The sequence below is a fragment of the Vreelandella sp. DA03-1M genome (assembly GCF_055725665.1).
This window is the reverse complement of the sequence record NZ_CM146798.1, coordinates 1288175-1314936: the sequence shown is the minus strand read 5'-3', so window position 1 is coordinate 1314936 and position 26762 is coordinate 1288175. Positions and strand designations below refer to the sequence as shown.

Here is a 26762-nt window from a genome sequence, read left to right as displayed (position 1 = left end):
CATCAAGGACTGGACGCATGAGCCTCGTAGCCGACCCACTAAAACAAATACTTTCACCCCTAAAGATGGCTCAACTGCATAACAACAACTCTGCAATTTTAATTGTTGATATGCAGTATTTAGACGCTCACCCTGAATATGGGCTTATCCAAATTGCAAAACAGCATGGAATTGACACAAAATATTATGAAGACCGCCTCAAGGTAGCCATTAAAAACATACAACTCTTACTGAAAGCATGTCGCGAAAATGGCCTGGAAGTAATTTATTGTACCATTGAATCTATGACAAAGGACGGGCGTGACAGAAGCAAAGAACATAAAAAAGCAAACCTTCATGCTAGCCCCAACTCTAAAGAGGGTGAAGTGATTGAAGAATTAAGACCGATGCATGATGAAATGGTTTTCAAGAAGACCTGCTCAGGGGTCTTTAATGGTTCAAATATAGACCAGAAATTAAGAAATCTCAAAATAGATAACTTAATTATAACTGGTGTACTAACCAACCAGTGTGTTGATACTGCTGTCAGAGATGCAGCCGACCGTGGATATGACGTGGTACTGGTTACGGATGCCTGTGCAGCTTTCCACGAGTCGTTGCATCAAGCATCTGTGGAGATACTAGAAGGCATTTACTGCTGTGTTGAATCAACTAAAAAGGTGGTTGATCACATATATCAGATTAACCGATGAACTTATGTTTTCTCTTTCCTACAACTGACTTTGCGAAAACATAAATTGATACAAGTGATGCATTACTTATAGTTCGAAAATTATTCGCCGAGATGATGCGGATCCCAACTTTCAAACGCCACTATGGAAGCTTGCTTATGGACACTGTACGTACTCTTGCCGGAATTCAACTAGACGACGAGCGCTTAGAGCATGTTATAAACGCTTACCGACCAATCCTGAACGAGATTGAAAAACTGCGCACGCTTAATCTCAATTCAACCTACCCAGCTGTCCATTTTAGCCCACTAGCCGCCTATAGCGCAGAGGATAAAAACAATGAGTAACTCTCCTAGCTACTGGCCGTTGCACCAACAAGTGGCGGCAATAGCCAGCGGCGACCTCTCCGCACGTGATCTTGTCCTTGCCTACACCGAGCGTCTTGAAGCTTATGACAGTCAGTTAGCAACCCATGTAACTCTTAGCAACTCCGCACTGGAAGAAGCCGCGGCAATCGACAAAGCGCTCGCCAGGGGGGAAAAGCTCGGCCCCTTGGCAGGCGCCTGTATTTCAGTCAAAGATAACTACCTGACTCATAATATGCCCACACGGGCAGGCACTGACGTCGCTGAGATATCTTTTCCTGAGACAGACAGCCATGTGGTGGCTAAGCTGCGCAAAGCTGGGGCCATCATCCTGGGTAAGACTCGGATGCACGAGTTCGCATGGGGTAATATCACTCCACCAACCCGAAACCCTTGGAATACTCAGTGCGTTCCCGGAGGTTCCAGTGGCGGCTCTGCCGCAGCCGTAGCAGCTGGGCTCTGTAGCGCGGCCATGGGCAGCGACACCGGTGGTTCAGTGCGCATTCCTGCCACTCTATGCGGCACTGTGGGGCTCAAGCCTACCTTCGGATTAGTTGGTCGAACGGGGATTGTTCCGCATAGCTGGTCATTAGACCATGCCGGACCTCTAACCCGAACGGTAACCGATGCAGCCCTGATTCTCGAAGCGTTGGTGGGAAGTGATGCCGATGACCCTGCCTCATTGAGTGCTCCAGAGATCAGATATCAACCGTCAGCTAACCCCACAATAAAAGGCTTTCGCATAGGAGTGATCCGCAATCATTTCTCGGAGCGCATCTCCGCTGACGTGGCAGACAACTTTGCCACGGTACAAGAGTGGCTAAAACACAAGGGGGTGGAGATTCAGGAATTCGATGTCCCTAATCTAGACTATGGCTTGGGAGCAATTTTCGCCATCGAATTAGCGTCATCCTCAGCTTATCATGAACAGGCGTTACAGAGTGGCTTGACAAGCGGCTTCCAAAGTGACGTACGAGATCTAGTAGAAATGGGTAGACTGGTTTCCGCTGTGGATTACCTACATGCGGAACAGCTACGCTCTGAGCTATGTAAGGATTTCGCAAGAATCTTCAATACGGTGGATTTGGTAATCTCTCCAACTAGCCCAATCACCGCATGGAACTCAGGCCAATGGGAATTAGATATTGAAGGTTCCCTAGAAAGTGTCCTCGCCGCTTCATGGCGCTTTACCTACCCCTTCAACCTAACCGGCATGCCGGCAATTAGTGTGCCTTCGGGGTTTGACGGAAAGGGTCTACCAATAGGGCTACAGATTGCAGGCCCTCCCCTGTCCGAACGAAAAGTGCTTACATTTGCCGCTGCTTTTGAGGCAGAGCACCCACATGCTGAAGATAAGCCAGTTGGGTTCAATTAAATTTAGCCAAACGGGAAAAATAAATGAGCAACGGTCGAAATAACAGACAGGAATCCTTGGTAAGAGTTGCCTGCATACAGATGGAGCCTCATGTAGGGGATATCTCAGGCAACATAAATAAAAGTATCGCACTTATTGAGGAGGCCGTAGTTAATCAGGGAGCCAGACTTATTGTACTGCCTGAATTAGCCAATTCAGGGTATGTATTCAAATCGAGAGAGGAAGCCTTTTCATGCGCAGAAGTAGTCGGTACTGGCCCTGCGTCAGTCGCCTGGATGAAATTATGTAAAGAGCATAACTGCTGGATTATCGCAGGCATGGCAGAACGAGATGGAGACAGACTTTACAATGCCTCTGTGTGCTTCGGCCCAAATGGCCATGTAGGCACCTTCCGCAAGATGCATCTTTGGAATGAAGAGAATCTATTTTTTGAACCTGGCAATCTAGGTTTCCCCGTTTGGCATACCCCCTTGGGACGCCTCGCCAGCTGCATTTGCTACGACCTCTGGTTCCCTGAAAGTTCTCGGATCGCGGCCCTCCAGGGTGCAGACATCATATGCATTCCTACCAACTGGGTACCGATTCCCGGCCAGGATCCAGACCGGGAAGCCATGGCGAACATTCTGTGTATGGCATCAGCACATAGCAACTCTGTTTTCATCGCTGCAGCGGATAGAGTCGGTACCGAGCGCGGGCAACCATTCATTGGCCAAAGCCTGATTGTCAGCTATACGGGTTGGCCAATTGGCGGCCCAGCCAGCCCGGACAAAGAGGAAATAATATATGCCGATCTGAACCTTGCTGACGCCCGGCGAAAGCGAAACTGGAACGAATACAACCAACCCCTCAGGGACCGTAGAGACGATTTTTATGGCAGGATGCTGGGAAGTCAGCACCCTGTTGGCTGGCATTAGTTTCACTGTAACAAATAGTCATCGCGAATAATCACTGTAAATGGCGTTCAGATTTATAGCTATTGAATTTGCATTTTGCATTCCAGGGCTACTTTGTTGGCTGAACGACTCATGCTGCCCACCCAGTGATTGGCTTTCAGAAAACTTTGCCAATATCCGCTGCTGAATTGGCTTCCTTGATCCGAATGTACCATCACAGATCCTTGTGGTTTGCGTCGCCAGACTGCTGATAACAAAGTATCAAGCACCAACTCCGTGGTCATACGAGACTTCATCGACCAGCCAACCACTTGACGAGAAAACAGATCGATAACTACCGCTAAGTAAAGCCAGCCTTCGTAGGTTCGGAGGTACGTAATGTCCGTCACGCAAGCAACATTTGGCACTGTTACTATAAACTGACGATCTAAATGGTTGGGTGATACAACAGCCGGTTTTAAACCACCATAGCAGCCAGGGCGTCGTTGATAGCCTGTATGAGAACGTAGGCCTTCCCTACTCATTAGACGGGCCACACGGTGTTTGTCACAGGTTTCACCAGCCTCACGCAAATCTTGATGGATCTTGCGATAGCCCTGTATACACCACCGCTCTCAAGCCAGGAATGCTTGATCAATCCCTGCAGGCGCTTATCTTCCCGAGCTCGATTAGAAATCGCTTTTTACACCATGAGTAGTAACCGCTGGGATGCACAGCCATCATCTGACACAAGCGACGTTCCGGATATTGGCTCGCATGCTTTTGAATAAACGCGTACCTCAGTCGGATTCCCTGGCGAAGTTCTGGGCGGCATTCCGACGGTAGCCTTTTTTAATATATCTCGCTCTTCTGATATGCGTACTAGCTCAGCCTTCAAAAGACGATTTTCCGCTGGAGATCGTCATCTTCTTGCTGCTGCTCTACCGGCTTATTGTAGCGTTTGATCCAGTGTTACAAGCTGTGGCCTGTCACGCCTAAACGCTCAGAGACTGCTGCAATGCGATGGCCGCGCTATTCCCCCTGTTTAACGGCTTCGAATTTGAATTCTTCAGTGTAACGGGGACGGTTCATATCAAGCTCAAAGTGGTGGGGGAAGGATCTTTTAGCTCGTGCCAATAAAAGTAAAGCGCTTGTAAAAGCCAGTGCTTTTTCAGCAGTCTTGACGGCGCCCTAGGGCGCCGTTGTTGTTTCGATTGTGCGGGTGAGGATTAGCTCATCTTCATCAACGTACGTGCGACCTGTAAAAGCTTCTTATCCTGCCAGCGGTCGGCGATTATCTGGACACCGACCGGCATGCCGGCACTACCTTGGCTCGACGGTAAATTGAGGCACGGCACTCCCAACAGTGTCCATGCCCGACAGTAAATCGGGTCGCCAGTTGCATCGAGGCCTTTCGGCGCTTCGCCTTGAGCACTAGCGGCGAGGATGATATCTACCTGCTCGCTAAATACCTGCGAGAGCGTCTGCTGCATCTGACTGGTGGCGCGCTTGGCTTCAATATAGCGTTCAAAGCTTGTCGCCCTACCCTCCTCGATTAGCTCAACCAGCTTGATACCCATCTGCGCAGCGTAGTGGTGATATTCACTCGCCAGTGCTTGAGATGCCTCATAAGCCATGACTACTTTTTGGTGCTCCACTAGCGCTTCATAGCGCGCATCCAGGCTTAATGGCACTATCTCAGCCCCCGCGTTTTCAAAGCGTTCTTGGGCATTTGCCAGGGCTTGCTTAACATCCGGTGCCAGTGGTTCATCCACCGGCAAGCTACGTATACCGACGCGAACGCCTTTGAGGTTATCCAGCGCGGGGATGGGGGGCGCCTTGGTCAGCGCCGAGAATGTCGTACAGACATCGTCGATATGGCGGGCAAACCAGCCTAACGTGTCTAATGAGGCTGCAAAGGGTTTAACACCGTCACAGCTAAGCGTGCCAAAGGTGGGTTTAAAGCCAAACACGCCACAATAACTCGCTGGCCGAATCATGCTACCCGCCGTTTGTGTACCAAACGCCAGCGGCACCATCCCAGCCGCCACGGCCGCAGCCGAACCGCTTGAAGAACCTCCGGGGGTGCGCGTCGGGTCATGGGGATTATGGGTCTTGCCCGGCGTAAAATAGGCGAACTCCGTGGACACCGTTTTACCCATGATCAATGCCCCGTTTTCCTCCAACAGCGTGACCAGCGCGGCATTTAGTTGTGCACCAGGAGAGCTAAGATAACCGCGAGTGCCCCAGGTAATGGGCATATCCGTGGTGTCGATAATGTCCTTAATACCTACCGGCACTCCATATAGTGGCACGCTGCCAACATCTACCTCTGAAGGCAACGCTGGCAAGCGTGGTGCCAGCGCCTCCCAGGCTTGTACCTCGGGCTCGCGTTTTTCTATACAGGCCGCGCAGTAATGCCACCAGTCATAAGGCTCGGCACTGCCCTCTTTTAAAGCAGTTTGATAGTTCTCGATGGTCAAATGGGGATCAAGGGTCACAACACTCTCCTGTAAAACTATCAAAGACTATGACTAACAATTCACACCTGTAAACAAATCAAGTGGCACTACGCTAGCACTACTTGATTGCCCCTATCCTTTTTATAAATAATAAAACTATTGGACTACTTCATTGGCAAATGAGGCGTCCACAATATCCTCGTAGTACATCTCGCCTTTAATATTGCCTACGAACTGCTGCATTTCAATCGCGTTGGTAAAAGCATCTTCAGTAATCATTACGCTTTCAGGGTAGACACTATTTTCAATCATACGCTGGACGGCCGCATCCACCACCTCTCCTTGCAAGTCACCAAATTCAAGCCGCGCGACTGCTTTTGCAATGTCGGCATCAGAGTGAATCAACGCCAGTGAATCATTAATCGACATCACAAATCGTTTTACTAAATCAGGGTTTTCATCAATCATCTCTTGAGAAGTGTTAATAGTTGAAAAGGCATACTCAGGATAGTCATCGGTAAAAGCATGAATAATCTCCAAACCTTGAGATATGCCTTGCTCAACCTGTGGCTGATAAGCAACCGCAATATCACCGCGCCCTGAGAGCACAGGGCCCAACTCAGAGCCATTCTGTACTTCGGTGACATCCACTTCCCCTTCAAGACCTGCATCGGCGATCAATCTGCGTATCAGTGTATTCGAGGTACCAGGCGCCAACCCAACGACCACCTCTTTGCCTGCCAAATCCGCAGGAGAGTCGTAGTCGAGATCTGGATGAGCCAAAACCCATACAGGCGCACTGTTGGCTACGGCACTGATGGCTTTTCCGCTGCCCCCCTGCTCCTGAGCAAAACCAACGTGCTCAGGACCATGAACTGAAAACTGTGATTCTCCCGCTAATACTGATGCTAACGCAGCAGGTCCCGATCCCGCTGAGCGCACCACTGGCACATCAATATTATGATTATTGAAAATGCCTTCATGTTTAGCGACATAGACTGGTAAATAGAGCAGCGAATGGAAGGCTTCATTAATTAAAATAGTGTCCATATCATCGGCGTGGAGCGGAGCCGCTGCGCTTAGTGCGAGTAGCCCAGTACCGAAAACAGCATGCTTATAGACGGAAGAAAATTTCATCTTGTCTGCCTCTTGAGGTTATCGATTGACGAACAGTGGTGATGCACTACCTACTTCGCTGCATCTATCGTTGGCCTTGTTCCCATGGCAATAAGCGCTTCTCAACCTGAGATACGATGACGTACAGCACGATGGCCACAATCATTAGTGTGATTACGCCCACCCAAACGACGTTAAGATTAAACAGGTTGCCGGCGACAAAAATCATGCGGCCCAACCCCCGATCGGAAGAGATAAACTCACCGCCAATTTCAGCAATCAAGGCAAATCCAATATTTAAGCGGAAAGCAGAGATGATCCAAGGCAACGACGCTGGCGCAACTACTTTGGTAAACACTTCACGGCGACTGGCACCCATCGAGCGCATCAAGTTAATAAGATTGCGATCTATTTGATGCGTCCCTTGATAGGCAGAGAGCAGAGCGACAACAAAGGTGGCCACAAAGGCAAGAGCAATTTTGGACAGCATGCCGGAGCCAAACCAGATGATAATCATCGGCGCCAGAGCAATCTTGGGTAGGCCGTTAAGTGCCACCATGAAGGGGTCAATAATACGAGCGGTAGTCCGCGAGAACCACAGCAGCAACCCACTGATAGAACCGAGAATACTGCCTAGCAGAAACCCCACCACGGTGGCATAAACCGTCGCAATGGTGTCATTTAGTAACTGGCCAGACTGAATCAGCCGCCAAGCTTCGCCCGCGATACCAACAGGGGACCCCATCAAAAAGGGATTAATCCAGTCAGTCATAACGCCTATCTGCCATAGGACCACCACTAACCCTATGCCAGTCACACGCCATAAATTGTCAGTGATAAAGCTACTTCGTGTGCGCTGCTCATCGTTCTCTTTAATACTCCCGGCACGAATGGTATGGGTATAGAACTGTGCTTCGCTCATTGCTCGGCCCCCGAAATTTGGATATCTAAATCATCCCAAATGCTGTCAAAGTAGCGCTGATAACGGGTATCACTTCGCGCTTTTAAACAGGAACCGAGCTCGCGGGATAGGCCTACATCATAGATTTTCTTTACTGACGTAGGACGTTGTGTCATTACCGCCACTCGATCTGACATAGCAATAGCTTCGCCAATATCGTGGGTAATCAACACCACCGTTTTATGGTGCTCTTTAAGAATTGAGACGATCTCTTCTTCAAGCACCAAACGTGTCTGGTAGTCGAGCGCTGAGAATGGTTCATCAAGCAGAATAAGGTCTGGATCAGTGATTAACGTACGAATCAGTGCCACCCGCTGACGCATACCACCTGACAGCGTACTGGGGTATTGATCAGCGAAATCAGCAAGACCATAACGAGCCAACTGTTCGCGGGCCATTGCATAACGCTTGGCTTTGGCTACACCTTGAATTTCCAACCCCAAGCACACGTTGTCGATAATGGTGCGCCATGGAAAGAGCAAATCACGCTGCAACATATATCCAATACGCGCACCGCATGCTGGATCTCGACCACGTAAGGTAATACTGCCATCGCTGGGTTCGAGCAAACTGGCGATAATATTGAACATCGTGCTCTTACCACAGCCGCTTGGCCCTACGATGCTGATGAACTCCTCTTGCTTGATGTCTAAAGTGATATCTTCGATAACAGGAATTGATTCACCGCTGGGGCTTGTGAAGGCCTTTTTAACACCGCTCAGAGAAATCACACTCTGACGGAGCATTTCTTGGTCATTCAGCTTAGCGTTTGGAGAGATGGGGACGGCGATTGACGAGTTCATCGTTAGAGCCTTTGGGCTGCCTGGGTCCCCTAGCAACTGCATTTAATGTGCCAAAAATCGATTTAATTATAAAAAATCAATATGATTCCAGAAAAACGAGCAGCGCTATTTTTTAGTTATCTTGTTAACAGCGTTGTGAAACCACCTTCACTATTAATTGTATGCACCATAATGAATGCATTTTGCACTTTGTTGTTACATACACTCTTACCACCTTAACCTTGTATCCGCTTGAAAAGTAAGAACGCCACCACGGTTATCGACCGTGGCGGCGCTGGGGGTACCAGCTAGAAGCGTCGGGCTTTCGCCGCCCGACAAGTCACACCTCAGTTCATGTCACGTTCACACTGCTGATGCTGTAAGAAAAAACGCAGCATTTCCTTGGTGGCATCGGGGCCCTTGGAATCGGTATAGCTTCCCTTCGCGCTGCCGCCCGACCAGGCGTGGCCAGCTCCATGAATGCGCCACTGCTCCATGTGTGGTTCGCCCTTCTCGTTGTGATGCGTGGTACGCGTATAGGCATGGCCATTAGCCACCTTTCCCTGCTCTACCGTCGCACTTTCTTGACGCGATGTGCTGTACTGGGCGGCCACGCGATCCGCATTGCTGGGGTGCACGGTGGTGTCAAGATCCCCATGAAAGATAATCGCGGGCACTTCCGATGCCCAACCGGCCCCTTTCGCTTTACCACCGCCAAGAGGCCCTGTGCCTCCTTGCATGGCGCCTAAGGCATCAGGAAGACTTTGGGCCACGCCGTGGGGTAGCCCGGAGTGCACGCCCACCGCCGCAAATAGATCCGGGTAGGTCATCGCCAGAGTGGTTGCCATGGCGGCGCCTGCCGACAGGCCTGCGACATAGATTCGGGTTCCATCAAGGCCATGGGTATCAATGATCTGGCGGGTCATGCCCGCAATAATCGCGGGTTCACCGCCCTCGCGCTGCTGGTCTTCGGCTTTGAACCAGTTCCAGCATTTCGAGCTGTTAGCGGTCATCGGCTGGGCTGGATAGAGCACATAACACAGCTGCTCTTCGGCCAGCCGGTTCATCTCGGTTCCGGCAGCAAAGTCATCAGGGTTCTGTGTGCAGCCATGCAGCATCACTACCAGCGGCAGCGCTTGACCAGTATAGCCGCTAGGGATATACAGTTTGTAATCACGCGAACCCACAGGGTTGGTAAACCGGCCTGCAGTAAACGCCCCGGGCTGTGGCTCCTCGCTGGTATTCGGTGCTTGCTCGGGTTGCGCCATTCCACCGCGAAACTTCATCCACTTATCCCGCCATGCAGCAGGCACCTTAATAGCGCCGGGCAAGAATGCGCCGGCTGGCGCCTCAGCAGGCTCTGGCTTTGATTCGGAGGCTTCTTCGTCGATGACCTCGTAGGTACCGTCGAAGGTATTGCCTTCCTGGTAGGATGTATTCGGCGTTTCAACGCCGCTCGATTCGGGTGCGCTACCCTGGAGAACCGCCATCGCCTCTTGCAGTTTTCCCGCACGGGTTAGCCGCGTCGCTTCTTCCATTCGCTTAGTCATCGTGGCATCGATCATTTTCAATATCCTTATTCAATGATTGCGTAGTCAGTGTTTATTGAGTGAGCCTGAGCCCTTAGTGGATGCGATCTGCCAGAGCGGCCTTAACCGCTTTACTGGCGTGCAAGGCGCCCAGAACTACCACGGATTCGATAGTGGCGAGAGCCAGCTCAGGCGTTACGTCATCGGCTATGCTGGCCATGCCCAGCACCTGGATTTGTAACGTCTCGCCTGTCGCTTGCAGGGCTTCCAAATCTGCACGGCTATAGTGCTCAAGCCCGAGTACAAACGACTTTCGGGACACGGTCTCCTTGACCACCTCCGCATGAGTCGCCAGTTGATTACGAATGGCCGTGCGGATTAGATCCGTTCGGTTGGAGTAAAACCCTTCCTGCACCAGCAGGTCGATCTGCCCTAAGTCAACCAAGCCCAGATTAATGGTGATCTTCTCGCTGGAGTCACCGCTTTTACGACGCAGTTCATGCACGCTCATGTGTCATTGCCTCTTTTGCAGCGAAATAATCCATACACCATCCATATGGATGGTAATAATAGACATTAATCAGCAATAGTCCAGCTAATAGCGTAAATAAACGCTCACCCCGCCCCCTGCAAAGCCACTGTCGCTGAACTGACTTATTTCTCCTTTATGGTGAAACGATGACACTCTTTGTGGTTGGAGGTTAGCTTGCACATTGCCGATGTGACGATGTTCCATGCACCCGCCAGCGGCGGTGTACGTACCTATCTACAGGCCAAACACCGTGTTTTTTCACGTATCCCACAGCTGCGTACCAGCCTGCTGGTGCCGGGGGCGGAGCGCGATAGCCTGGGTGACCACCACACCTTACCGGCGCTACACCTGCCTCTAGGCCAGGGCTATCGTTTCCCACTACGTGGCTCCCCCTGGCGGGATGCCCTGATTGATCTAAAGCCTGATCTTATTGAGGCTGGCGACCCGTACGTAACCGCATGGGCGGCGTTAGCCGCGGGGCAGCGACTCGGCGTGCCGGTGGTCGGCTTCTATCACTCTGATCTTCCACGTTTGATGGGTGATCGCTTAGGGCGCTACGTTGAGAAGCGCTTAACCCGCTATGTAGCGGACCTTTATAGTCGGTTCGATAGCGTATTGGCGCCCTGTAACGCGATGGCAGATCGGCTGCGCGACTGGGGCGTCGACAATGTTCGCGTGCAGCCGTTGGGTGTCGATTTAGCGCAATTTAATCCCCAGCAGCGTGACCCGACGTTCCGCCAGACCATGGGCATACCCAGCGATAAAAAGCTGCTGATCTTTGTGGGACGTAACTCACGCGAGAAAAATCTTGATGTACTGCTTTCAACGATGCGTCAGCTAGACAGCGATTACCATTTGCTGTTGATGGGCCCCGGTATGCCGCATCACGTACCCAGCAATGTCACCATTGTGGATCGCTGCTGTGGTGCCCACGAGGTCGCCAAAGCACTGGCCAGTAGCGACGCTCTGCTGCACGCAGGCACCCGCGAAACCTTCGGCTTAGTTGCCCAGGAAGCCATGGCCTGCGGCATTCCAGTGGTAGCAGTCAGGGCCGGGGCGCTGGCCGAAAACGTGCCGTTGGGAGCGGGTATTTTATGCAAACCGCTCGACCCCACTGCCATGGCTGAGGCCTGTCTAGCGCTGTTTAGTAATGATATCGCTGCTAGCGGGCGCTATGCGCGTCGCCATGTCGAGCGCCATTTCAACTGGGATGGTGTTATGCACTCGCTGCTTGAGCACTATCAGCAGCTTTGCCACGGCAGCCAACCCTATGCACTCCACCAACACCACTAGTCGTCGCCAGCTACTGAAGTGGCGGCCTATCCACGGCGTAATGATTGCCTTGGCGCTGATTGCGCCGCTGGTGCTCACCGCCTGGCTGGGTGGAGCCGAGGCGCTGCAGCGCGTCAAACACTTCCCACTGGGGTTGCTGCTATTGATGCTGGTGATGGCCGTTCTGTGCTGGAACCTGAATGCAGCTAGGCTACGTTTGATGCTGGGGGGCCGTGCAGGCAGGCTCGGCCAGCGCGGCGCGCTAGGGATTGAACTAGCTTCTAAGTTTGCGCTGTGCGCCACCCCAGGCGGCAGCGGTGGCCTAGCGACCCTGCTGTTGCTGCTTGCACGGCGCGGCTTTCCGCCTGCCAAAGGCGCGGCAGTGTTTCTGATTGATCAAGGCTGTGACTTACTGTTTTTCCTGGCCATGTTGAGCGGCCTGGTGCTCTTTTCGGCGCTCAGCGATACCCAGTGGCCACACCAATCTCTCGTACAATGGGCGCTGGTGGGGTTAGCGTTCATGGCGACGCTGGTGAGTGTGGTCATGCGCTATCTACCAAGTCTACTGCGCTCACCCGGCGTGAACACGCCGTGGCCAAGCCAGTATCGCCGACGTTGGCTTGCACGGCGCCTTTTGCGCTGTCGGCATGCACTCAAGGTGACGCTAGAGCTGCCGCGCACGACGCTTCTTGCGATGATGCTATTGACCACCGCCCATTGGCTGATGCGCTACAGCTTGCTCTATTTGGCGGTTCTGGGAGTAGGCGGCCATGCAGACTGGATGTGGACCTTCTTGACTCAAATGCTGGCGATGGCCGCGAGTCAGCTTAGCTTTCTGCCTGGTGGCGCGGGCGCTGCGGAGGTGGGCGTGGGTGGTCTGTTGCTGCCGCTAATGGAGCGCGAACAGGCCGCCGCAGCGGTATTGGTGTGGCGATTGGTCAGCTACCATCTTTACTTGGCGGCAGGCGCACCGCTGTTTGTGCTGTATAGCTACCGAATGCTGCGTCGCTCGGCGCCATAGCAGTATTATTAAATAGCACGCAGAAATAAATAAGGGCGCCCCGAGGGGCGCCCTTATAGCGTGCAGCTAAACGTTCATGGCTTACCAGCCAGTCACTTCTTTCAGCGCATCACCGATTTCAGCCAAAGAGCGCACGGTTCTAACACCGGCGTCTTCCAGGGCCGCAAACTTCTCGTCAGCGGTGCCTTTACCGCCAGAGATGATGGCGCCCGCGTGGCCCATACGCTTGCCAGGAGGTGCAGTCACACCGGCAATGTAGGAAACCACGGGCTTGGAAACGTTGGCTTTGATGTAAGCTGCCGCTTCTTCTTCAGCCGTACCGCCGATTTCACCGATCATCACGATGGCTTCGGTTTTCGGGTCCTTCTCGAACATTTCGAGGATGTCGATGAAGTTAGAGCCCGGAATCGGGTCACCGCCGATACCCACACAGGTAGACTGACCGAAACCGTGATCAGTGGTCTGCTTAACGGCTTCATAGGTCAAGGTACCAGAACGAGATACGATACCTACGCGGCCCGGCTGGTGAATGTGACCCGGCATGATGCCGATTTTGCATTCGCCAGGAGTGATAACACCCGGGCAGTTCGGGCCGATCAGGCGTACGCCCAGCTCGTCACACTTCACTTTCGCTTCGAGCATGTCGAGCGTAGCGATGCCTTCAGTGATGCACACAATTAGCTTGATACCGGCAAACGCCGCTTCAAGGATTGAGTCTTTACAGAACGGCGCCGGTACGTAGATAACGCTGGCTTCCGCGCCGGTTTTCGCTACCGCTTCTTTCACGGTATTGAAAACGGGCAGACCGAGGTGCTCTTGGCCGCCTTTGCCCGGTGTAACACCACCGACCATTTTCGTGCCATAGGCAATCGCCTGCTCGGAGTGGAACGTGCCCTGGCCACCGGTAAAGCCCTGGCAGATGACCTTGGTGTTCTTATCGATCAGGATGCTCATTACTTGCCCTCCGCCGCTTTAACGACCTGCTGAGCCGCGTCGGTCAGACTAGTAGCCGCGATAATGTTCAAACCGCTAGATGCTAGTTTTTCAGCACCCAGTTCGGCGTTGTTACCTTCCAGACGTACGACTACCGGCACATTGACGCCCACTTGCTCAACGGCACCGATAATGCCTTCAGCAATCATGTCGCAACGTACGATACCGCCGAAAATGTTAACCAGTACGGCTTTAACATTGTCATCCGACAGGATGATTTTGAACGCTTCTGCCACGCGCTCCTTGGTGGCGCCGCCGCCAACGTCCAAGAAGTTAGCGGGCTTGCCGCCGCTCAGGTTGACGATGTCCATGGTGCCCATGGCCAAACCTGCGCCGTTCACCATGCAGCCGATGTTGCCATCAAGCGCTACGTAGTTAAGTTCCCACTTCGCCGCATCGGCTTCACGCTGATCTTCTTGCGAAGGATCACGCATGGCCTGCAGGTCAGGGTGACGGTATAGCGCGTTGCTATCCAGACCCAGTTTGGCGTCGAGGCAGTGCAGATTGCCTTCTTCAGTGACGACCAGCGGGTTAATTTCCAACAGGGCCAGGTCTTTGTCGTGGAACAACTGAGACAGACCTAAGAAAATCTTGGTGAACTGCTTGATCTGGTCGCCTTTCAGGCCCAGCGCAAAGGCTAGCTCACGCGCTTGGTACGGCTGTGCGCCGACCAGCGGATCGATTTCAGCTTTGAGAATCTTTTCCGGCGTCTCTTCTGCAACCGTCTCGATCTCTACACCACCTTCGGTAGAGGCCATGAAGACCACACGACGGGTAGTACGGTCGACAACGGCACCGAGATAGAGCTCGTCGGCGATGTCAGTGCAGGTCTCAACCAAAATCTTGGCAACCGGCTGACCTTTTTCGTCAGTCTGGAAGGTGACCAAGTTCTTGCCTAGCCACTTTTCAGCAAATGCTTTGGCTTCAGCCGGGTCTTTGATCAGCTTAACGCCACCCGCTTTACCACGGCCACCGGCGTGCACCTGGGCTTTAACCACCCACATGTCACCACCGATTTTTTTGCAAGCCTCTTCCGCTTCTTCGGGAGTGTCGACTGCAAAGCCTTTAGACACTGGTAGACCATAATCGGCAAACAGCTGTTTACCTTGATACTCGTGAAGATTCATCGATTCATGCCATTGGTTGCATGTGACTCGAACGATGATCAGTTCTTTTTTAAGAGCAGTCTTACAAAAACGGTCTTAAAAGAACTGGTCATCCCCGTTCTTTCGATCTTTGTTTGTTACCACAAAGCCGAAAGTTTGCGCCACCCATAAAAGGTGGCGCTTCGTTGTTTAACTAAATTACTTACGCTTCTTGCGATTGGCCATATGAATCGCATGGCCATCTACCGCAAGCGCTGCTTCGTGAACAGCTTCCGACATGGTCGGGTGCGCGTAGCAGGTCAGGGCCAGGTCTTCGGCACTAGAGCCGAATTCCATGGCAATCACGCCTTGGGCGATCATCTCACCAGCGTGTTGACCCACGATGTGCATACCGAGAATACGGTCAGTTTCCGCATCGGCGATAATTTTGGCACTGCCTTCGGTGGCGTTGTTAGCCATCGCACGGCCGCTTGCCGCGAACGGGAAGGTACCGGTTTTGACTTCGATGCCTTTCGCTTTAGCGTCTTGCTCAGTCATACCGACCCATGCCACTTCCGGGTAGGTATAAATGACGCTAGGAATCGCGTCGTAGTTCATCTCGGCTTTATGGCCAGCGATGATATCCGCCACCATGATGCCCTCTTCAGAGGCTTTGTGCGCCAGCATTGGTCCGCGTACACAGTCACCAATGGCGTAAACGCCCGGGACGTTGGTACGGCACTGGTCGTCAACAAAGATAAAGCCACGCTCATCCAGTTCAACGCTAACACCGTCGGCAATCACGCCTTTGGTGTATGGGCGACGGCCGACACAAACGATGAGTTTATCAAATGTCATCTCTTGTTCGCCGTTGGCATCGCTGTACTTCACAACGACTTCGTCGCCTTTGACTTCAGAACCGGTCACGCGAGCGCCCAATTTGATATCCAGCCCCTGCTTCTTAAGCAGTTTCTGCGTCTCTTTGGCGACGGTGGTGTCCACCATGGGCAGGAACGAGTCCATAGCTTCAAGTACGGTAACTTCAGAGCCGAGACGGTTCCATACGCTGCCCAGCTCAAGGCCGATGATACCGGCACCAATCACACCCAAACGCTTGGGTGTTTCAGTGAACTCAAGCGCGCCGGTTGAATCAACAATCAGGCCTTCAGTCAGTGGCGTCGGCGGAATTTCTACCGGCACTGAACCCGCTGCAATCACAATGTTGTCGGCGTCGTAAGTAGTGGTGTTGCCATCGGTATCGGTGACTTCAACCTGCTTGCCGGAAACCACTTTACCGGTACCTTCGATGGCGGTTACGCCATTGGCCTTGAACAAGCCAGAGATGCCGCCGGTCAAGTTCTTAACGATCTTGTCCTTGCGGGCCATCATCTTGGTAACGTCCATGGAAACGTCGCCAGCCTGGATACCCATATCGTCGAAATCGTGCTTGGCTTCAACGAACTTGTGGGAGGCTTCAAGCAGCGCTTTAGACGGGATACAGCCCACGTTCAAGCAGGTGCCACCGTGAACGACATTGCCTTCTTTACCAATCCATTTTTCAACACAGGCCGCTTTCAGGCCCATCTGTGCAGCACGAATGGCGGCAACGTAACCGCCAGGGCCGGCACCGATAACGATCACATCAAACTTATCAGCCATGTTGGCTCCTTTAGCTTGCTGGCCTCCCCCCATTTTAACGCGACTGGGTGGGAGGCTGTGTGCGAGTGCAGTTAAATCCTGGTTTAAGCAGTAGCGTACTCAATAAAGATGACGCTTATACTTTAGACATCCAGCAGCAGACGAGCCGGGTCTTCCAGCAATTCTTTCAAGGTAACCAAGAATTGAACGGCGTCTTTGCCGTCGATCATACGGTGGTCGTAAGAGAGCGCCAGATACATCATCGGACGAATCTCGACCTTGCCGTTAACTGCCATCGGACGATCCTGGATTTTGTGCATGCCCAGAATGGCGGTTTGCGGCGGGTTGATGATCGGGGTCGACATCAACGAGCCAAAAGTACCACCGTTGGTGATGGTAAAGGTGCCGCCGATCATGTCGTCCATGCCCAGCTTACCGTCACGACCACGCTTGCCGAAATCGACAATTTTGCGCTCGACGTCAGCAATTTTCATGCTGTCGGTGTCGCGCAGTACCGGCACGACCAGACCACGGTCGGTGGAAACGGCAACGCCGATATCCTGGTAACCGTGATAAACGATGTCGGTGCCGTCGATAGAGGCGTTCACGTCCGGATAACGTTTGAGCGCTTCTGAAGCTGCTTTGACAAAGAAGCCCATAAAGCCCAGTTTGATATCGTGAGCTTTTAAGAACGTCTCTTTGTACTGCGCACGCAGGGCCATGATCTCGGTCATGTCCACTTCGTTATAGGTCGTCAGCATCGCCGCCGTTTGCTGCGCCTGAACCAAGCGCTTGGCGATGGTTTGACGCAGGCGGCTCATCGGCACGCGCTTCTCGATGCGCTCCCCCTCGGCCGCCGGTGCAGCAGCCGATTTCGCCGGTGCCGCTGATTTGGCTGCTTTCTTGGCGGAACCGTCTTTGACCGCTTTCTGTACGTCTTCTTTCAGGATGCGGCCACCTTTTCCGGTGCCCTTAATCTTGGCAACGTCCAGGTCGTGCTCAGCCACCATTTTACGCGCAGCCGGAGCGAGGATCTTGTCACCGACTTTCTCATCGGCGCCATCGTCGTCGCTGCTGGTGTCAGCTTTAGCAGGCGCTGCATCGCCGCCGCTTTCGCTACCACTGCTGTCGCCACCGGCGCCTTCGGTAAAGGTCGCGAGAATCGCTTCGGATTCGACCTGGCTACCCTCTTCGGCTTTAATTTCAGCCAGGGCGCCATCGGCCGGCGCAACCACTTCCAGTACGACTTTATCGGTTTCGATGTCGGCCAGCACCTCATCGCGCTTGACCGCTTCGCCGACTTTTTTGTGCCAAGTGGCCACGGTGCCTTCCTGAATCGACTCAGGGAAGCTCGGGGCTTTTACGTCGTGCTGCTTGCCGCCACCGCTACTGGCAGGCTTTTCTTGCTTCTCTTCAGACGCCTTAACGTCAGACTTCTCTTCGGATTTTTCAGCGCTATCATCGCTAGAAGATTTCTCTTCCTTGCTGCCTGACGCACTGCCTTCACCGATTTTGCCCAGCACCTGCTCTGACTGAACGGTATCGCCCTCTTCGGCCATGACGTCGGTCAGGGTACCCGCTTCCGGTGCGACGACTTCAAGCACCACTTTGTCGGTTTCAATCTCAACAATCAGCTCGTCACGCTCAACGCTGTCACCCGGCTTTTTATGCCACGCCGCCACTGTGCCTTCGGCAACGGATTCCGGAAAGGTTGGCGCTTTGATCTCAGTAGCCATGTCGTTTCCCTTATGTGTTCTCTAAATCCGGTGGCCGCTTATAAATTAAAAGCGTCTTCCACCAGCTGGCGCTGCTGTTCAGTATGGACGGACATATAGCCAGCTGCTGGTGCAGCAGAGGCAGGACGTCCTGCAAATTTCAACTCGCGTCCGAAGCCATCTTTCAGCATATCGGCCACTGCACGCATATTGTGCTGACTGGAGTACCAAGCGCCCTGATTAAGCGGTTCTTCCTGGCACCACACAATGTCTTCTACATTGGTATAGCCTTGCAGCGCTTCCAGAAGCTCTTCTTTCGGGAAGGGATAAAGCTGCTCAACACGCAAGATTGCCGTGTCATGGCGCTCATTCTCGGCGCGCCAAGCGGCTAAGTCGTAGTAGACCTTGCCAGCACAAAGTACAACGCGGGTGACCTTCTCCGGCGCAAGATCGGCTTGATCAGCGAGCACCATATGGAACTTGCCGTGGGCCAGATCTTCAAGGCTCGACGTCGCTTCTTTATGACGCAGCAGCGATTTAGGCGTCATTACGATGAGCGGCTTACGCAGCGGACGAATCACCTGACGACGCAATAGATGATAAATCTGCGCGGGGGTCGTCGGTACGCACACCTGCATATTGTGCTCAGCACACATTTGCAGGAAACGCTCCAAGCGTGCCGAAGAGTGCTCCGGACCCTGGCCTTCGTAGCCGTGTGGTAACAGCATGGTCAAACCACACACCCGGCCCCACTTCGTCTCACCGGAGGAGATGAACTGGTCAACGACGACCTGTGCGCCGTTAAAGAAGTCACCAAACTGGGCTTCCCAGATCACTAAATCATTCGGTGCTGTGGTGGAGTAGCCATACTCGAACGCCAGCACGGCTTCTTCCGAGAGGAAGGAGTCATGAATAGTAAAGCGCGGTTGACCATCGGCCATGTTCTGCAGCGGAACATAAGTGGTGCCATCTTTCTGGTTATGCACCACCGCATGGCGGTGGGAGAAAGTGCCGCGGCCCACGTCTTGCCCGGTAATCCGAATCGGGTGACCCTGCTCTAACAGCGTGGCGTAGGCTAACGTTTCCGCAAAGCCCCAGTTCAGTGCCAAACCACCGGCCTGCATTTTACGGCGATCTTCATAAATCTTGGCGACTTGACGCTGAACGTCGACGCCATCCGGCACCTCGCACATACGGGCAGCCAACTGCTGCAGACGCTTCATATCAATCGTCGTGTCTGCATCGCCGGTCCACTCGTGGCCCAGGTAAGGCGCCCAATCAACGAATAGAGAGGCATTGGGCTCTTGCACCAACGCATTGGCTACGTGGTTACCCGCCACCAGGTCATCACGATAGGTCTCTATCATCGCTTTGGCGGACTCTTCAGAGAGCACACCCTGATCAACCAGGCGCTTGGCATAAAGCGAGCGCGCAGAGGGGTGATCTTTTATTTTGGCATACATCATCGGCTGCGTGCCTGACGGCTCATCAGCTTCGTTGTGGCCACGGCGACGGTAGCAGACCAGATCGATCACCACGTCTTTCTTAAACTGCTGACGGTAATCAAGGGCTACTTGAGTGGCGTGCAGCACTGCATCCGGGTCATCGCCATTAACATGGAAAATAGGCGCTTGAACCATCTTGGCAATATCAGTGCAGTATTCTGTGGAGCGTGCATCCAGCGGATGCGAGGTGGTGAAGCCCACTTGGTTGTTAATCACAATGTGGACCGTGCCACCGGTTTTAAAAGCACGGGTCTGGGACATCTGGAATGTCTCCATCACCACGCCTTGACCGGCAAACGCTGCATCGCCGTGGACGTTGATCGGCAGCACTTTGCTACCCTCTTCGTCGTTACGGCGATCTTGGCGGGCACGCACCGAACCTTCCACGACGGGTGCAACGATTTCCAGGTGCGATGGGTTAAACGACATCGCCAAATGGACTTCGCCGCCCGGGGACATGACGTTCGAACTGAAGCCCTGGTGGTACTTCACGTCACCTGAGCCACGCTCAATCACTTTCTTGCCGTCAAACTCATCGATCAAGTCAGCTGGGTTTTTACCCAAAATATTGACCAATAGGTTGAGTCGCCCACGGTGTGCCATGCCAATGACCACTTCCTTGGTGCCATAACCGCCGGCACGCTGGATGAGTTCATCCATCATTGGCACAAACGTTTCACCGCCTTCAAGACCAAAGCGCTTGGTACCTGGATACTTGGATGCCAGGTAATTCTCCAAACCTTCAGCGGCCGTCAAACGCTCCAGTACGTGCTTACGCACATCAGCACTGAAATCAGGCGCACTGCGTACCGACTCGAAACGTCGCTGTAACCAACGTTTCTCTTCCGTATCGACGATATGCATGATCTCGCAGCCGATGGAGCGGCAGTATGTGCGCTCCAACGCATCAACGATGTCACGCAGTGGCGCTTTGTCGATACCTAAAAAGAAAGAACCGGTTTGGAACTCGGTGTCCAAATCAGCTTTTGAGAGCTGATGAAAGGACAGATCAAGATCGGGGACGGGGGTGGGATTACGCAGTCCTAGCGGGTCGATATTGGCCTTTTGATGGCCACGGAAGCGGTAGGCGTTAATCAGCTGCAGGACTTTTACCTGCTTTTTGTTTTCACCGCTATCGGCAGCGGCGACTACACGGCCCGGACGACTTTCGCGCCCCAGCTGGTAGAACTGATCACGGACTGGGCTTAGTGGAACATCGTGGGAGGCACTGCCCTCGGGACGCGGCAACTCATCAAAATAGCTGCGCCATTCGTCAGGGACAGACTCAGGATCGGCGAGGTACTGCTCGTAAAGCGCCTCCACGTAGTGAACATTGCCGCCACTAACGTGAGAGGAACGCCACATCAACTCCATTATGCCTTGTTGCATCTCTCGGTCACCCTGCACTGATGGGGTGGTATCGGTATCGTCGCAAACGTGCGGCGACATCGCTATTGCCCTGCCGGCGGGGCGGGACGTTTGCCGGCGGCGCCGGCCAACGGCCGGAAACCCTATTCATCTAACTATTCATTATCTAACGCGTCATACGGTGTTTCGTCTTCAGTTCATGCTCGAAAGCCGGTACCCAAGGCACCGGCTTTCAAACTTGTCTGACCAGCGGTGCGACGTGACGCCGCACCACGTGACAAACCCTATGATAACAAGCGAAGCGCCATGATTTAAGTGGCATTGTTACCCAACTTAAGTGGCACACGCTTTTTTACTCAAATGTCATGAACTTAGGTAGCATCAGCGAGAAGCATTTCGCGAATTTTACCAATCGCCCGAGTGGGATTTAGGCCTTTTGGACAAACCGCCACACAGTTCATTATGCCACGGCAACGGAACACCGAGAACGGATCTTCCAGATTGCTCAACCGCTCGCTGGTAGCCGTGTCACGTGAATCGGCCAGGAAACGGTAAGACTGCAGCAAACCGGCTGGGCCAACAAACTTCTCTGGGTTCCACCAGAACGACGGGCAAGACGTTGAGCAGCAGGCGCACAGAATACACTCATACAAGCCATCAAGCTTGTCGCGCTCTTCCGGCGACTGCAGGCGCTCAATGGCAGGCGGCGGCGTGTCGTTTTGCAGATACGGCTGAATACGCTCGTACTGCTTATAGAACAAGCCCATATCGACCACCATATCGCGAATAACCGGCAAGCCTGGCAGCGGACGCAGCACCAGCTTGTTGTTCTTCACAACGTCTGACAAAGGCGTAATACACGCCAAGCCATTTTTGCCGTTCATGTTCATGCCGTCAGAACCGCAAACACCCTCACGGCAGCTACGGCGAAACGCCAAACCGCTGTCTTGCTCTTTCATCATATGAAGAACATCCAGCACCATCACATCGCGGCCTTTGGTATCGACCTGAAACTCCTGCATGTAAGGTGCGGAGTCGGTTTCCGGATTGTAGCGGTATACGGATACCTGAAGATTGGACATAGTGACTCCCTCTCGTCTATGCGGCGTTTAGTAGGTACGAACCTTAGGCTCGAACGTATCAACAGTTTTCGGCTTGAAGTTAACGTCGCGTTTTTTCAGCTCTTTCGTCGCAGGGAAGAACAGCGAGTGCTTCAGCCAGTTGACGTCATCACGGTCTGGATAGTCGTAGCGCGAGTGGGCGCCGCGGCTCTCTTTACGCTCAAGGGCAGCGATCGCCGTCGCTTCAGCCACTTCCATCAAGTTATCGAGTTCCAGCGCTTCTACACGGGCAGTGTTAAAGGCATTGGACTTGTCAGGCAGGTGGGCATTGGCGATACGCTCACGCAGTAGCGCTAGCTTGTCGACGCCTTCCAGCATGTTTTTCTCTTCACGGAATACGCCGAAGGAAGTTTGCATGATGTCCTGAAGCTCAGCCTTCAGCTCAGGAATACTTTCACCACCCTCAGACTCATTCCAGCGCGTGATCCGCTTCATGGCCGACTCAATGTCAGACTCAGAAGCGTCCAGGTACTCAATGCCTGCGTTCAGCGCGCCTTCGATAAACATACCCGCGGCACGCCCAAACACTACCAGATCGAGCAGTGAGTTACCGCCCAAGCGGTTGGCACCGTGAACCGATACACACGCCGCTTCACCACAGGCAAACAGTCCGTTAACGATATGATCGTTACCGCTTTCGTCCATGGTAATCGCCTGACCATGAATGTTGGTTGGAATACCGCCCATCATATAGTGGCAGGTCGGCACGACCGGGATTGGATCTTTTGCCGGGTCAACGTGAGCAAAGGTCTTAGAAAGCTCAACGATACCGGGCAGGCGCTTACCAAGCACTTCTTCGCCCAGGTGATCAAGCTTCAGGAAGACGTGATCGCCCTTCTCGCCACAGCCACGACCTTCCAGAATTTCCATGACCATTGAACGAGCAACAACGTCACGGCCGGCCAAGTCTTTGGCGTTCGGTGCATAACGCTCCATAAAGCGCTCGCCGTCTTTATTGATCAGGTAGCCGCCTTCACCGCGGCAGCCTTCTGTGACCAGCGTGCCCGCACCGTAAATGCCGGTCGGGTGGAACTGCCACATTTCCATGTCCTGCATCGGGAAGCCCGCACGCAGCGCCATACCGATGCCGTCACCGGTATTGATCAAGGCGTTAGTCGTGGAGGCGTAAATACGGCCTGCACCACCGGTCGCGAGTACCGTGGCCTTCGATTTAACGTGAACTACTTCGCCCGTCTCGATGCACATGGCGATACAACCGACCACGTCACCGCTGGCGTTTTTGACCAGATCAACCGCGTACCACTCGTTGAGGAACACGGTGTCGTTCTTCAAGTTATTCTGATAAAGCGTGTGCAACAGCGCGTGGCCGGTACGGTCAGCCGCCGCACAGGTACGTGCCGCCTGGCCACCTTCACCGAAGTTCTTTGACTGACCACCGAACGGACGCTGATAAATACGGCCGTTATCTAAACGCGAGAACGGCAGGCCCATGTGTTCGAGCTCAAAGACCGCTTTCGGGCCTTCAGAACACATATACTCAGCCGCGTCCTGGTCAGCGATATAGTCGCCGCCTTTAACGGTGTCGTACATGTGCCAGCGCCAGTCATCATTCGGGTCATCAGACGCGATTGCACAGGTGATACCACCCTGAGCAGAAACGGTGTGAGAGCGGGTCGGGAAAACTTTCGATAACACGGCCGTCTTTTTGCCGGACTTGGCAAGTTCAAGCGCGGCTCGCAGGCCAGCACCACCGCCACCAATGATAATGGCGTCAAACGTCAGGCTACGCAGATTAGACATGTAATCAAGCTCCCCACAGAATTTGAATGCCCCACACCAAGTACACGAAAATGCCCAGGATGATGACAGCTTGGACACCCACGCGCAGGCGAGTGGACTTGAGATAGTCGGTGGTGACGGTCCATAGGCCGATCCAGGCGTGCGCGGCTAAGGCGACGAACGCCAGTAGCGAGAAAATCCGCATCCACGTCTGGTTGAACAGGCCGCTCCACGCGTAGTAATCGAGATCGGGATTAAACAGCAGGAAGGCAACGATAAAGACCGTGTAGATGGCCAGAATTACCGCCGAAACGCGCTGCATCAGCCAGTCAGAAAGCCCACTACGGCCAAAACTTGTGATGTTAGTTACCATACCCAAACTCCTGCCAGAATAATCAGAACGGCACTGACCACGACGGTGATCTGCGCTTTTTGTACGCCACCTTCAAGGGTTACCCCAATATCGGCATCCATCAGCAGGTGCTTAATGCCTGCTACAAAGTGGAATGCCAGGGCGGACAACAGCCCCCAAGCGATTAACTTAGCCAAGAAATTATTGGCCAGCACATCGCTAACGGCGTCAAAACCCGCCGGAGATGACAAGGATTTACCCAGCGCCCAAAAAGCGAAAATCAGGCCAATGAACAGGATGACACCCGTAATACGGTGTGCGATCGACGTCAGGGCCGGCAGTGGGAAATGGATCGTAGTAAGGTCTAGGTTTACGGGTCGTTTGCTATTCACGGCTTTGTACACACTCTCTTGGCCCGCTCTGCGACAGGTCGGGCATGGCCCGAGCGGGCGGTGGTTGCTGGAAGGGGCTCGGCCGTTGCCAAGTCGGGCACGACCACCTACCTGCCGGTCGCGCGCCGTGGATTATAAGAACCTTCGCCCTCGCTTACAAACCGAACTCAGGCTTAACTCGACTATGGTGCAAGAAAATTACCATCATTCGGATTCGATTTTGCGCTGCAGCATCGCTATAGTGACGATAGAGTAGCAATTTGATAAGCCTGTTAACATCTCATGTTAAACTATTGTTAAAATATCGCCGGTCTTTTAACGCTTTGTCATATTGTAGACTTTTAAATCTTATACAACACTCATCATAATAACAATTTTTGTACAATACACAGCTAGCGCTTAGGCTAATTGACAAAATGTCGCACACTTCTATAGTGGGCAGGCCTTTTCGCCGGCGCGGTATGCGCAGCAACGACTTTACGTCCCAACCCGAATTCGAAAGGAGGCCAGCATGGCTGACAGGAAAGCGACATTGACGGTAGACGGTCTTGATAAACCGATCGAGCTACCCATGTATTCCGGCACACTTGGCCCCGACGTCATCGACGTACGCGGCTTAGGCGCTGAAGGCCTGTTCACCTACGATCCCGGCTTTATGGCCACCTCTTCCTGCCAATCTGCCATCACCTATATTGATGGCGGCAAGGGCGTACTGCTTCACCGCGGCTACCCCATCGACCAGCTGGCCAAAGAGTCTAATTTCGTAGAAGTGTGCTACACCCTGCTATTTGGTGAGCTACCTAACGACGAGCAATACGCAGATTTTGAATCGCGCATTCGTAACCACACCATGGTTCACGATCAGATCAACAACTTCTTTAAAGGGTTCCGCCGCGACGCGCACCCGATGTCTATCCTGTGTGGCGTAGTCGGCGGCCTAGCCGCTTTCTATCATGACCATATGGACATTACTCAAGAAGAAGATCGTGTGATTAGTGCGATCCGTCTGATTGCTAAAATGCCGACGCTGGCGGCCATGTCGCACAAGTATAATGTGGGGCAGCCGTTCAACTATCCGCGCAACGACCTGAGCTATGCAGAGAACTTCCTCTACATGATGTTCAGCAACCCGTGCGAAGAGTACAAAATTAACCCGGTATTCGCGAAAGCCATGGACCGCATCTTTATGCTACATGCGGACCACGAGCAGAACGCCTCTACCTCTACGGTACGCCTTGCAGGCTCCACGGGCGCTAACCCATTCGCCTGTATCAGCGCTGGTATCGCGGCACTTTGGGGCCCCGCTCACGGCGGCGCTAACGAAGCCGTACTGGCGATGCTCGACGAAATCGGCGAAGACTCCGAAGAGAACATCCAGCACTTTGTCGATAAAGCCAAGGACAAAGACGACCCATTCAAGCTAATGGGCTTTGGCCACCGCGTATATCGCAACTTCGATCCGCGCGCCAAGGTAATGAAAGAGACCTGCGACGAAGTACTTGCAGAACTCGGCATGGCCGACGACCCACAGCTTAAAATCGCCAAGCGTCTTGAGCAGATCGCCCTTGAAGACGAGTACTTCATCGAGCGTAAGCTATACCCGAACGTAGACTTCTATTCAGGCATCATCCTGAAAGCGATGGGTATCCCCACCAATATGTTCACCGTGATCTTCGCGGTATCGCGCACCATTGGCTGGATCTCTCATTGGCACGAAATGCTCAGCGAAAGCTACAAAATCGGCCGTCCGCGTCAGCTCTATATTGGTCATGACCAGCGCGACTACCCGAAAAAATAAATCAACACCCCGCTTGATCAAAGGCCACCTTCGGGTGGCCTTTTGCGTAAGGTCCCTTTCACGCTGGGCTGGCATTACGCCAGTCACCTGCCAGCGA

Annotated in this window: 21 protein-coding genes and 1 pseudogene; 6 read left to right on the top strand and 16 right to left on the bottom strand. The window is 53.2% G+C overall.

Annotation, left to right across the window (positions count from 1 at the left end; genetic code table 11):
* Positions 1–17 precede the first annotated feature (17 nt).
* The 3 genes from ACXUPB_RS06080 (at position 18) to ACXUPB_RS06070 (ending at position 3325) form a co-directional block, all read left to right on the top strand.
* Positions 18–692 (top strand): cysteine hydrolase family protein, encoded by a 675-nt coding sequence (locus ACXUPB_RS06080; RefSeq protein ID WP_035563093.1) that lies wholly within the window; start codon positions 18–20, stop codon positions 690–692.
* 318 nt (positions 693–1010) lie between these two features.
* Positions 1011–2411 carry an amidase gene (locus tag ACXUPB_RS06075; RefSeq protein ID WP_045812152.1) on the top strand — a complete coding sequence of 467 codons (1401 nt, stop codon included), beginning with the start codon at positions 1011–1013 and terminating at the stop codon, positions 2409–2411.
* Between the two features lie 23 nt (positions 2412–2434).
* A complete protein-coding gene (locus ACXUPB_RS06070; RefSeq protein ID WP_082072611.1) occupies positions 2435–3325 on the top strand; it encodes a nitrilase family protein in 891 nt (296 codons plus the stop codon).
* A gap of 95 nt (positions 3326–3420) precedes the next feature.
* On the opposite strand, the pseudogene ACXUPB_RS06065 reads toward ACXUPB_RS06070, so the two are convergent.
* The 7 genes and pseudogenes from ACXUPB_RS06065 to ACXUPB_RS06035 all read right to left on the bottom strand — a co-directional run.
* Positions 3421–4375, bottom strand: a pseudogene (locus tag ACXUPB_RS06065) (IS3 family transposase); the annotation flags it as partial.
* A 137-nt stretch (positions 4376–4512) separates the two neighbouring features.
* Complete coding sequence (locus ACXUPB_RS06060) at positions 4513–5784, bottom strand: amidase (RefSeq protein ID WP_035563088.1); 1272 nt, start codon at positions 5782–5784, stop codon at positions 4513–4515.
* A gap of 117 nt (positions 5785–5901) precedes the next feature.
* Positions 5902–6882 (bottom strand): ABC transporter substrate-binding protein, encoded by a 981-nt coding sequence (locus ACXUPB_RS06055; RefSeq protein WP_035563085.1) that lies wholly within the window; start codon positions 6880–6882, stop codon positions 5902–5904.
* Positions 6883–6946: 64 nt separating this feature from the next.
* Complete coding sequence (locus ACXUPB_RS06050; protein WP_035563081.1) at positions 6947–7783, bottom strand: ABC transporter permease; 837 nt, start codon at positions 7781–7783, stop codon at positions 6947–6949.
* On the bottom strand, positions 7780–8625 hold the full coding sequence (locus tag ACXUPB_RS06045) for an ABC transporter ATP-binding protein (RefSeq protein ID WP_082072613.1): 846 nt from the start codon (positions 8623–8625) through the stop codon (positions 7780–7782). The genes ACXUPB_RS06050 and ACXUPB_RS06045 overlap by 4 nt, the downstream gene beginning before the upstream one ends.
* Before the next feature lie 326 nt (positions 8626–8951).
* Positions 8952–10169: an extracellular catalytic domain type 1 short-chain-length polyhydroxyalkanoate depolymerase gene (locus ACXUPB_RS06040; RefSeq protein WP_035563078.1), complete on the bottom strand. Its 1218-nt coding sequence runs from the start codon at positions 10167–10169 to the stop codon at positions 8952–8954.
* Positions 10170–10227: 58 nt separating this feature from the next.
* Positions 10228–10644, bottom strand: a complete 417-nt coding sequence (locus tag ACXUPB_RS06035; RefSeq protein ID WP_035563075.1) for a CopG family transcriptional regulator — start codon at positions 10642–10644, stop codon at positions 10228–10230.
* Between the two features lie 195 nt (positions 10645–10839).
* Between ACXUPB_RS06035 and ACXUPB_RS06030 the strand changes: the two genes are divergently transcribed.
* Both ACXUPB_RS06030 and ACXUPB_RS06025 read left to right on the top strand, forming a co-directional pair.
* Positions 10840–11958, top strand: a complete 1119-nt coding sequence (locus tag ACXUPB_RS06030; protein ID WP_035563072.1) for a glycosyltransferase family 4 protein — start codon at positions 10840–10842, stop codon at positions 11956–11958.
* Positions 11936–12958 (top strand): lysylphosphatidylglycerol synthase transmembrane domain-containing protein, encoded by a 1023-nt coding sequence (locus ACXUPB_RS06025; protein ID WP_045812153.1) that lies wholly within the window; start codon positions 11936–11938, stop codon positions 12956–12958. The genes ACXUPB_RS06030 and ACXUPB_RS06025 overlap by 23 nt, the downstream gene beginning before the upstream one ends.
* Positions 12959–13039: 81 nt before the next feature.
* On the opposite strand, the gene sucD is transcribed toward ACXUPB_RS06025, so the two are convergent.
* From sucD to sdhC, 9 genes are all read right to left on the bottom strand, one after another.
* Complete coding sequence (sucD, locus tag ACXUPB_RS06020; RefSeq protein ID WP_035563069.1) at positions 13040–13912, bottom strand: succinate--CoA ligase subunit alpha; 873 nt, start codon at positions 13910–13912, stop codon at positions 13040–13042.
* Entirely contained in the window at positions 13912–15078 is a 1167-nt protein-coding gene (gene sucC / locus ACXUPB_RS06015; protein ID WP_008958560.1) for an ADP-forming succinate--CoA ligase subunit beta, read from the bottom strand. The genes sucD and sucC overlap by 1 nt, the downstream gene beginning before the upstream one ends.
* Before the next feature lie 177 nt (positions 15079–15255).
* Positions 15256–16695: a dihydrolipoyl dehydrogenase gene (lpdA, locus tag ACXUPB_RS06010; RefSeq protein ID WP_035563066.1), complete on the bottom strand. Its 1440-nt coding sequence runs from the start codon at positions 16693–16695 to the stop codon at positions 15256–15258.
* 122 nt (positions 16696–16817) lie between these two features.
* On the bottom strand, positions 16818–18410 hold the full coding sequence (gene odhB, locus ACXUPB_RS06005; RefSeq protein ID WP_035563063.1) for a 2-oxoglutarate dehydrogenase complex dihydrolipoyllysine-residue succinyltransferase: 1593 nt from the start codon (positions 18408–18410) through the stop codon (positions 16818–16820).
* Positions 18411–18448: 38 nt separating this feature from the next.
* Positions 18449–21283, bottom strand: a complete 2835-nt coding sequence (locus ACXUPB_RS06000; protein WP_035563102.1) for a 2-oxoglutarate dehydrogenase E1 component — start codon at positions 21281–21283, stop codon at positions 18449–18451.
* A 350-nt stretch (positions 21284–21633) separates the two neighbouring features.
* Positions 21634–22344 carry a succinate dehydrogenase iron-sulfur subunit gene (locus tag ACXUPB_RS05995; protein ID WP_008958564.1) on the bottom strand — a complete coding sequence of 237 codons (711 nt, stop codon included), beginning with the start codon at positions 22342–22344 and terminating at the stop codon, positions 21634–21636.
* A gap of 27 nt (positions 22345–22371) precedes the next feature.
* Positions 22372–24144: a succinate dehydrogenase flavoprotein subunit gene (sdhA, locus tag ACXUPB_RS05990; RefSeq protein WP_035563058.1), complete on the bottom strand. Its 1773-nt coding sequence runs from the start codon at positions 24142–24144 to the stop codon at positions 22372–22374.
* Positions 24145–24148: 4 nt separating this feature from the next.
* Positions 24149–24496 carry a succinate dehydrogenase, hydrophobic membrane anchor protein gene (gene sdhD / locus ACXUPB_RS05985; protein ID WP_035563055.1) on the bottom strand — a complete coding sequence of 116 codons (348 nt, stop codon included), beginning with the start codon at positions 24494–24496 and terminating at the stop codon, positions 24149–24151.
* The gene (gene sdhC / locus ACXUPB_RS05980; RefSeq protein ID WP_200897104.1) at positions 24490–24867 is read right to left on the bottom strand and encodes a succinate dehydrogenase, cytochrome b556 subunit; all 378 of its coding nucleotides are present in this window, start codon (positions 24865–24867) and stop codon (positions 24490–24492) included. The genes sdhD and sdhC overlap by 7 nt, the downstream gene beginning before the upstream one ends.
* A 511-nt stretch (positions 24868–25378) precedes the next feature.
* Between sdhC and gltA the strand changes: the two genes are divergently transcribed.
* Positions 25379–26665 (top strand): citrate synthase, encoded by a 1287-nt coding sequence (gltA, locus tag ACXUPB_RS05975; RefSeq protein WP_035563050.1) that lies wholly within the window; start codon positions 25379–25381, stop codon positions 26663–26665.
* The last annotated feature ends 97 nt before the right edge of the window (positions 26666–26762 follow it).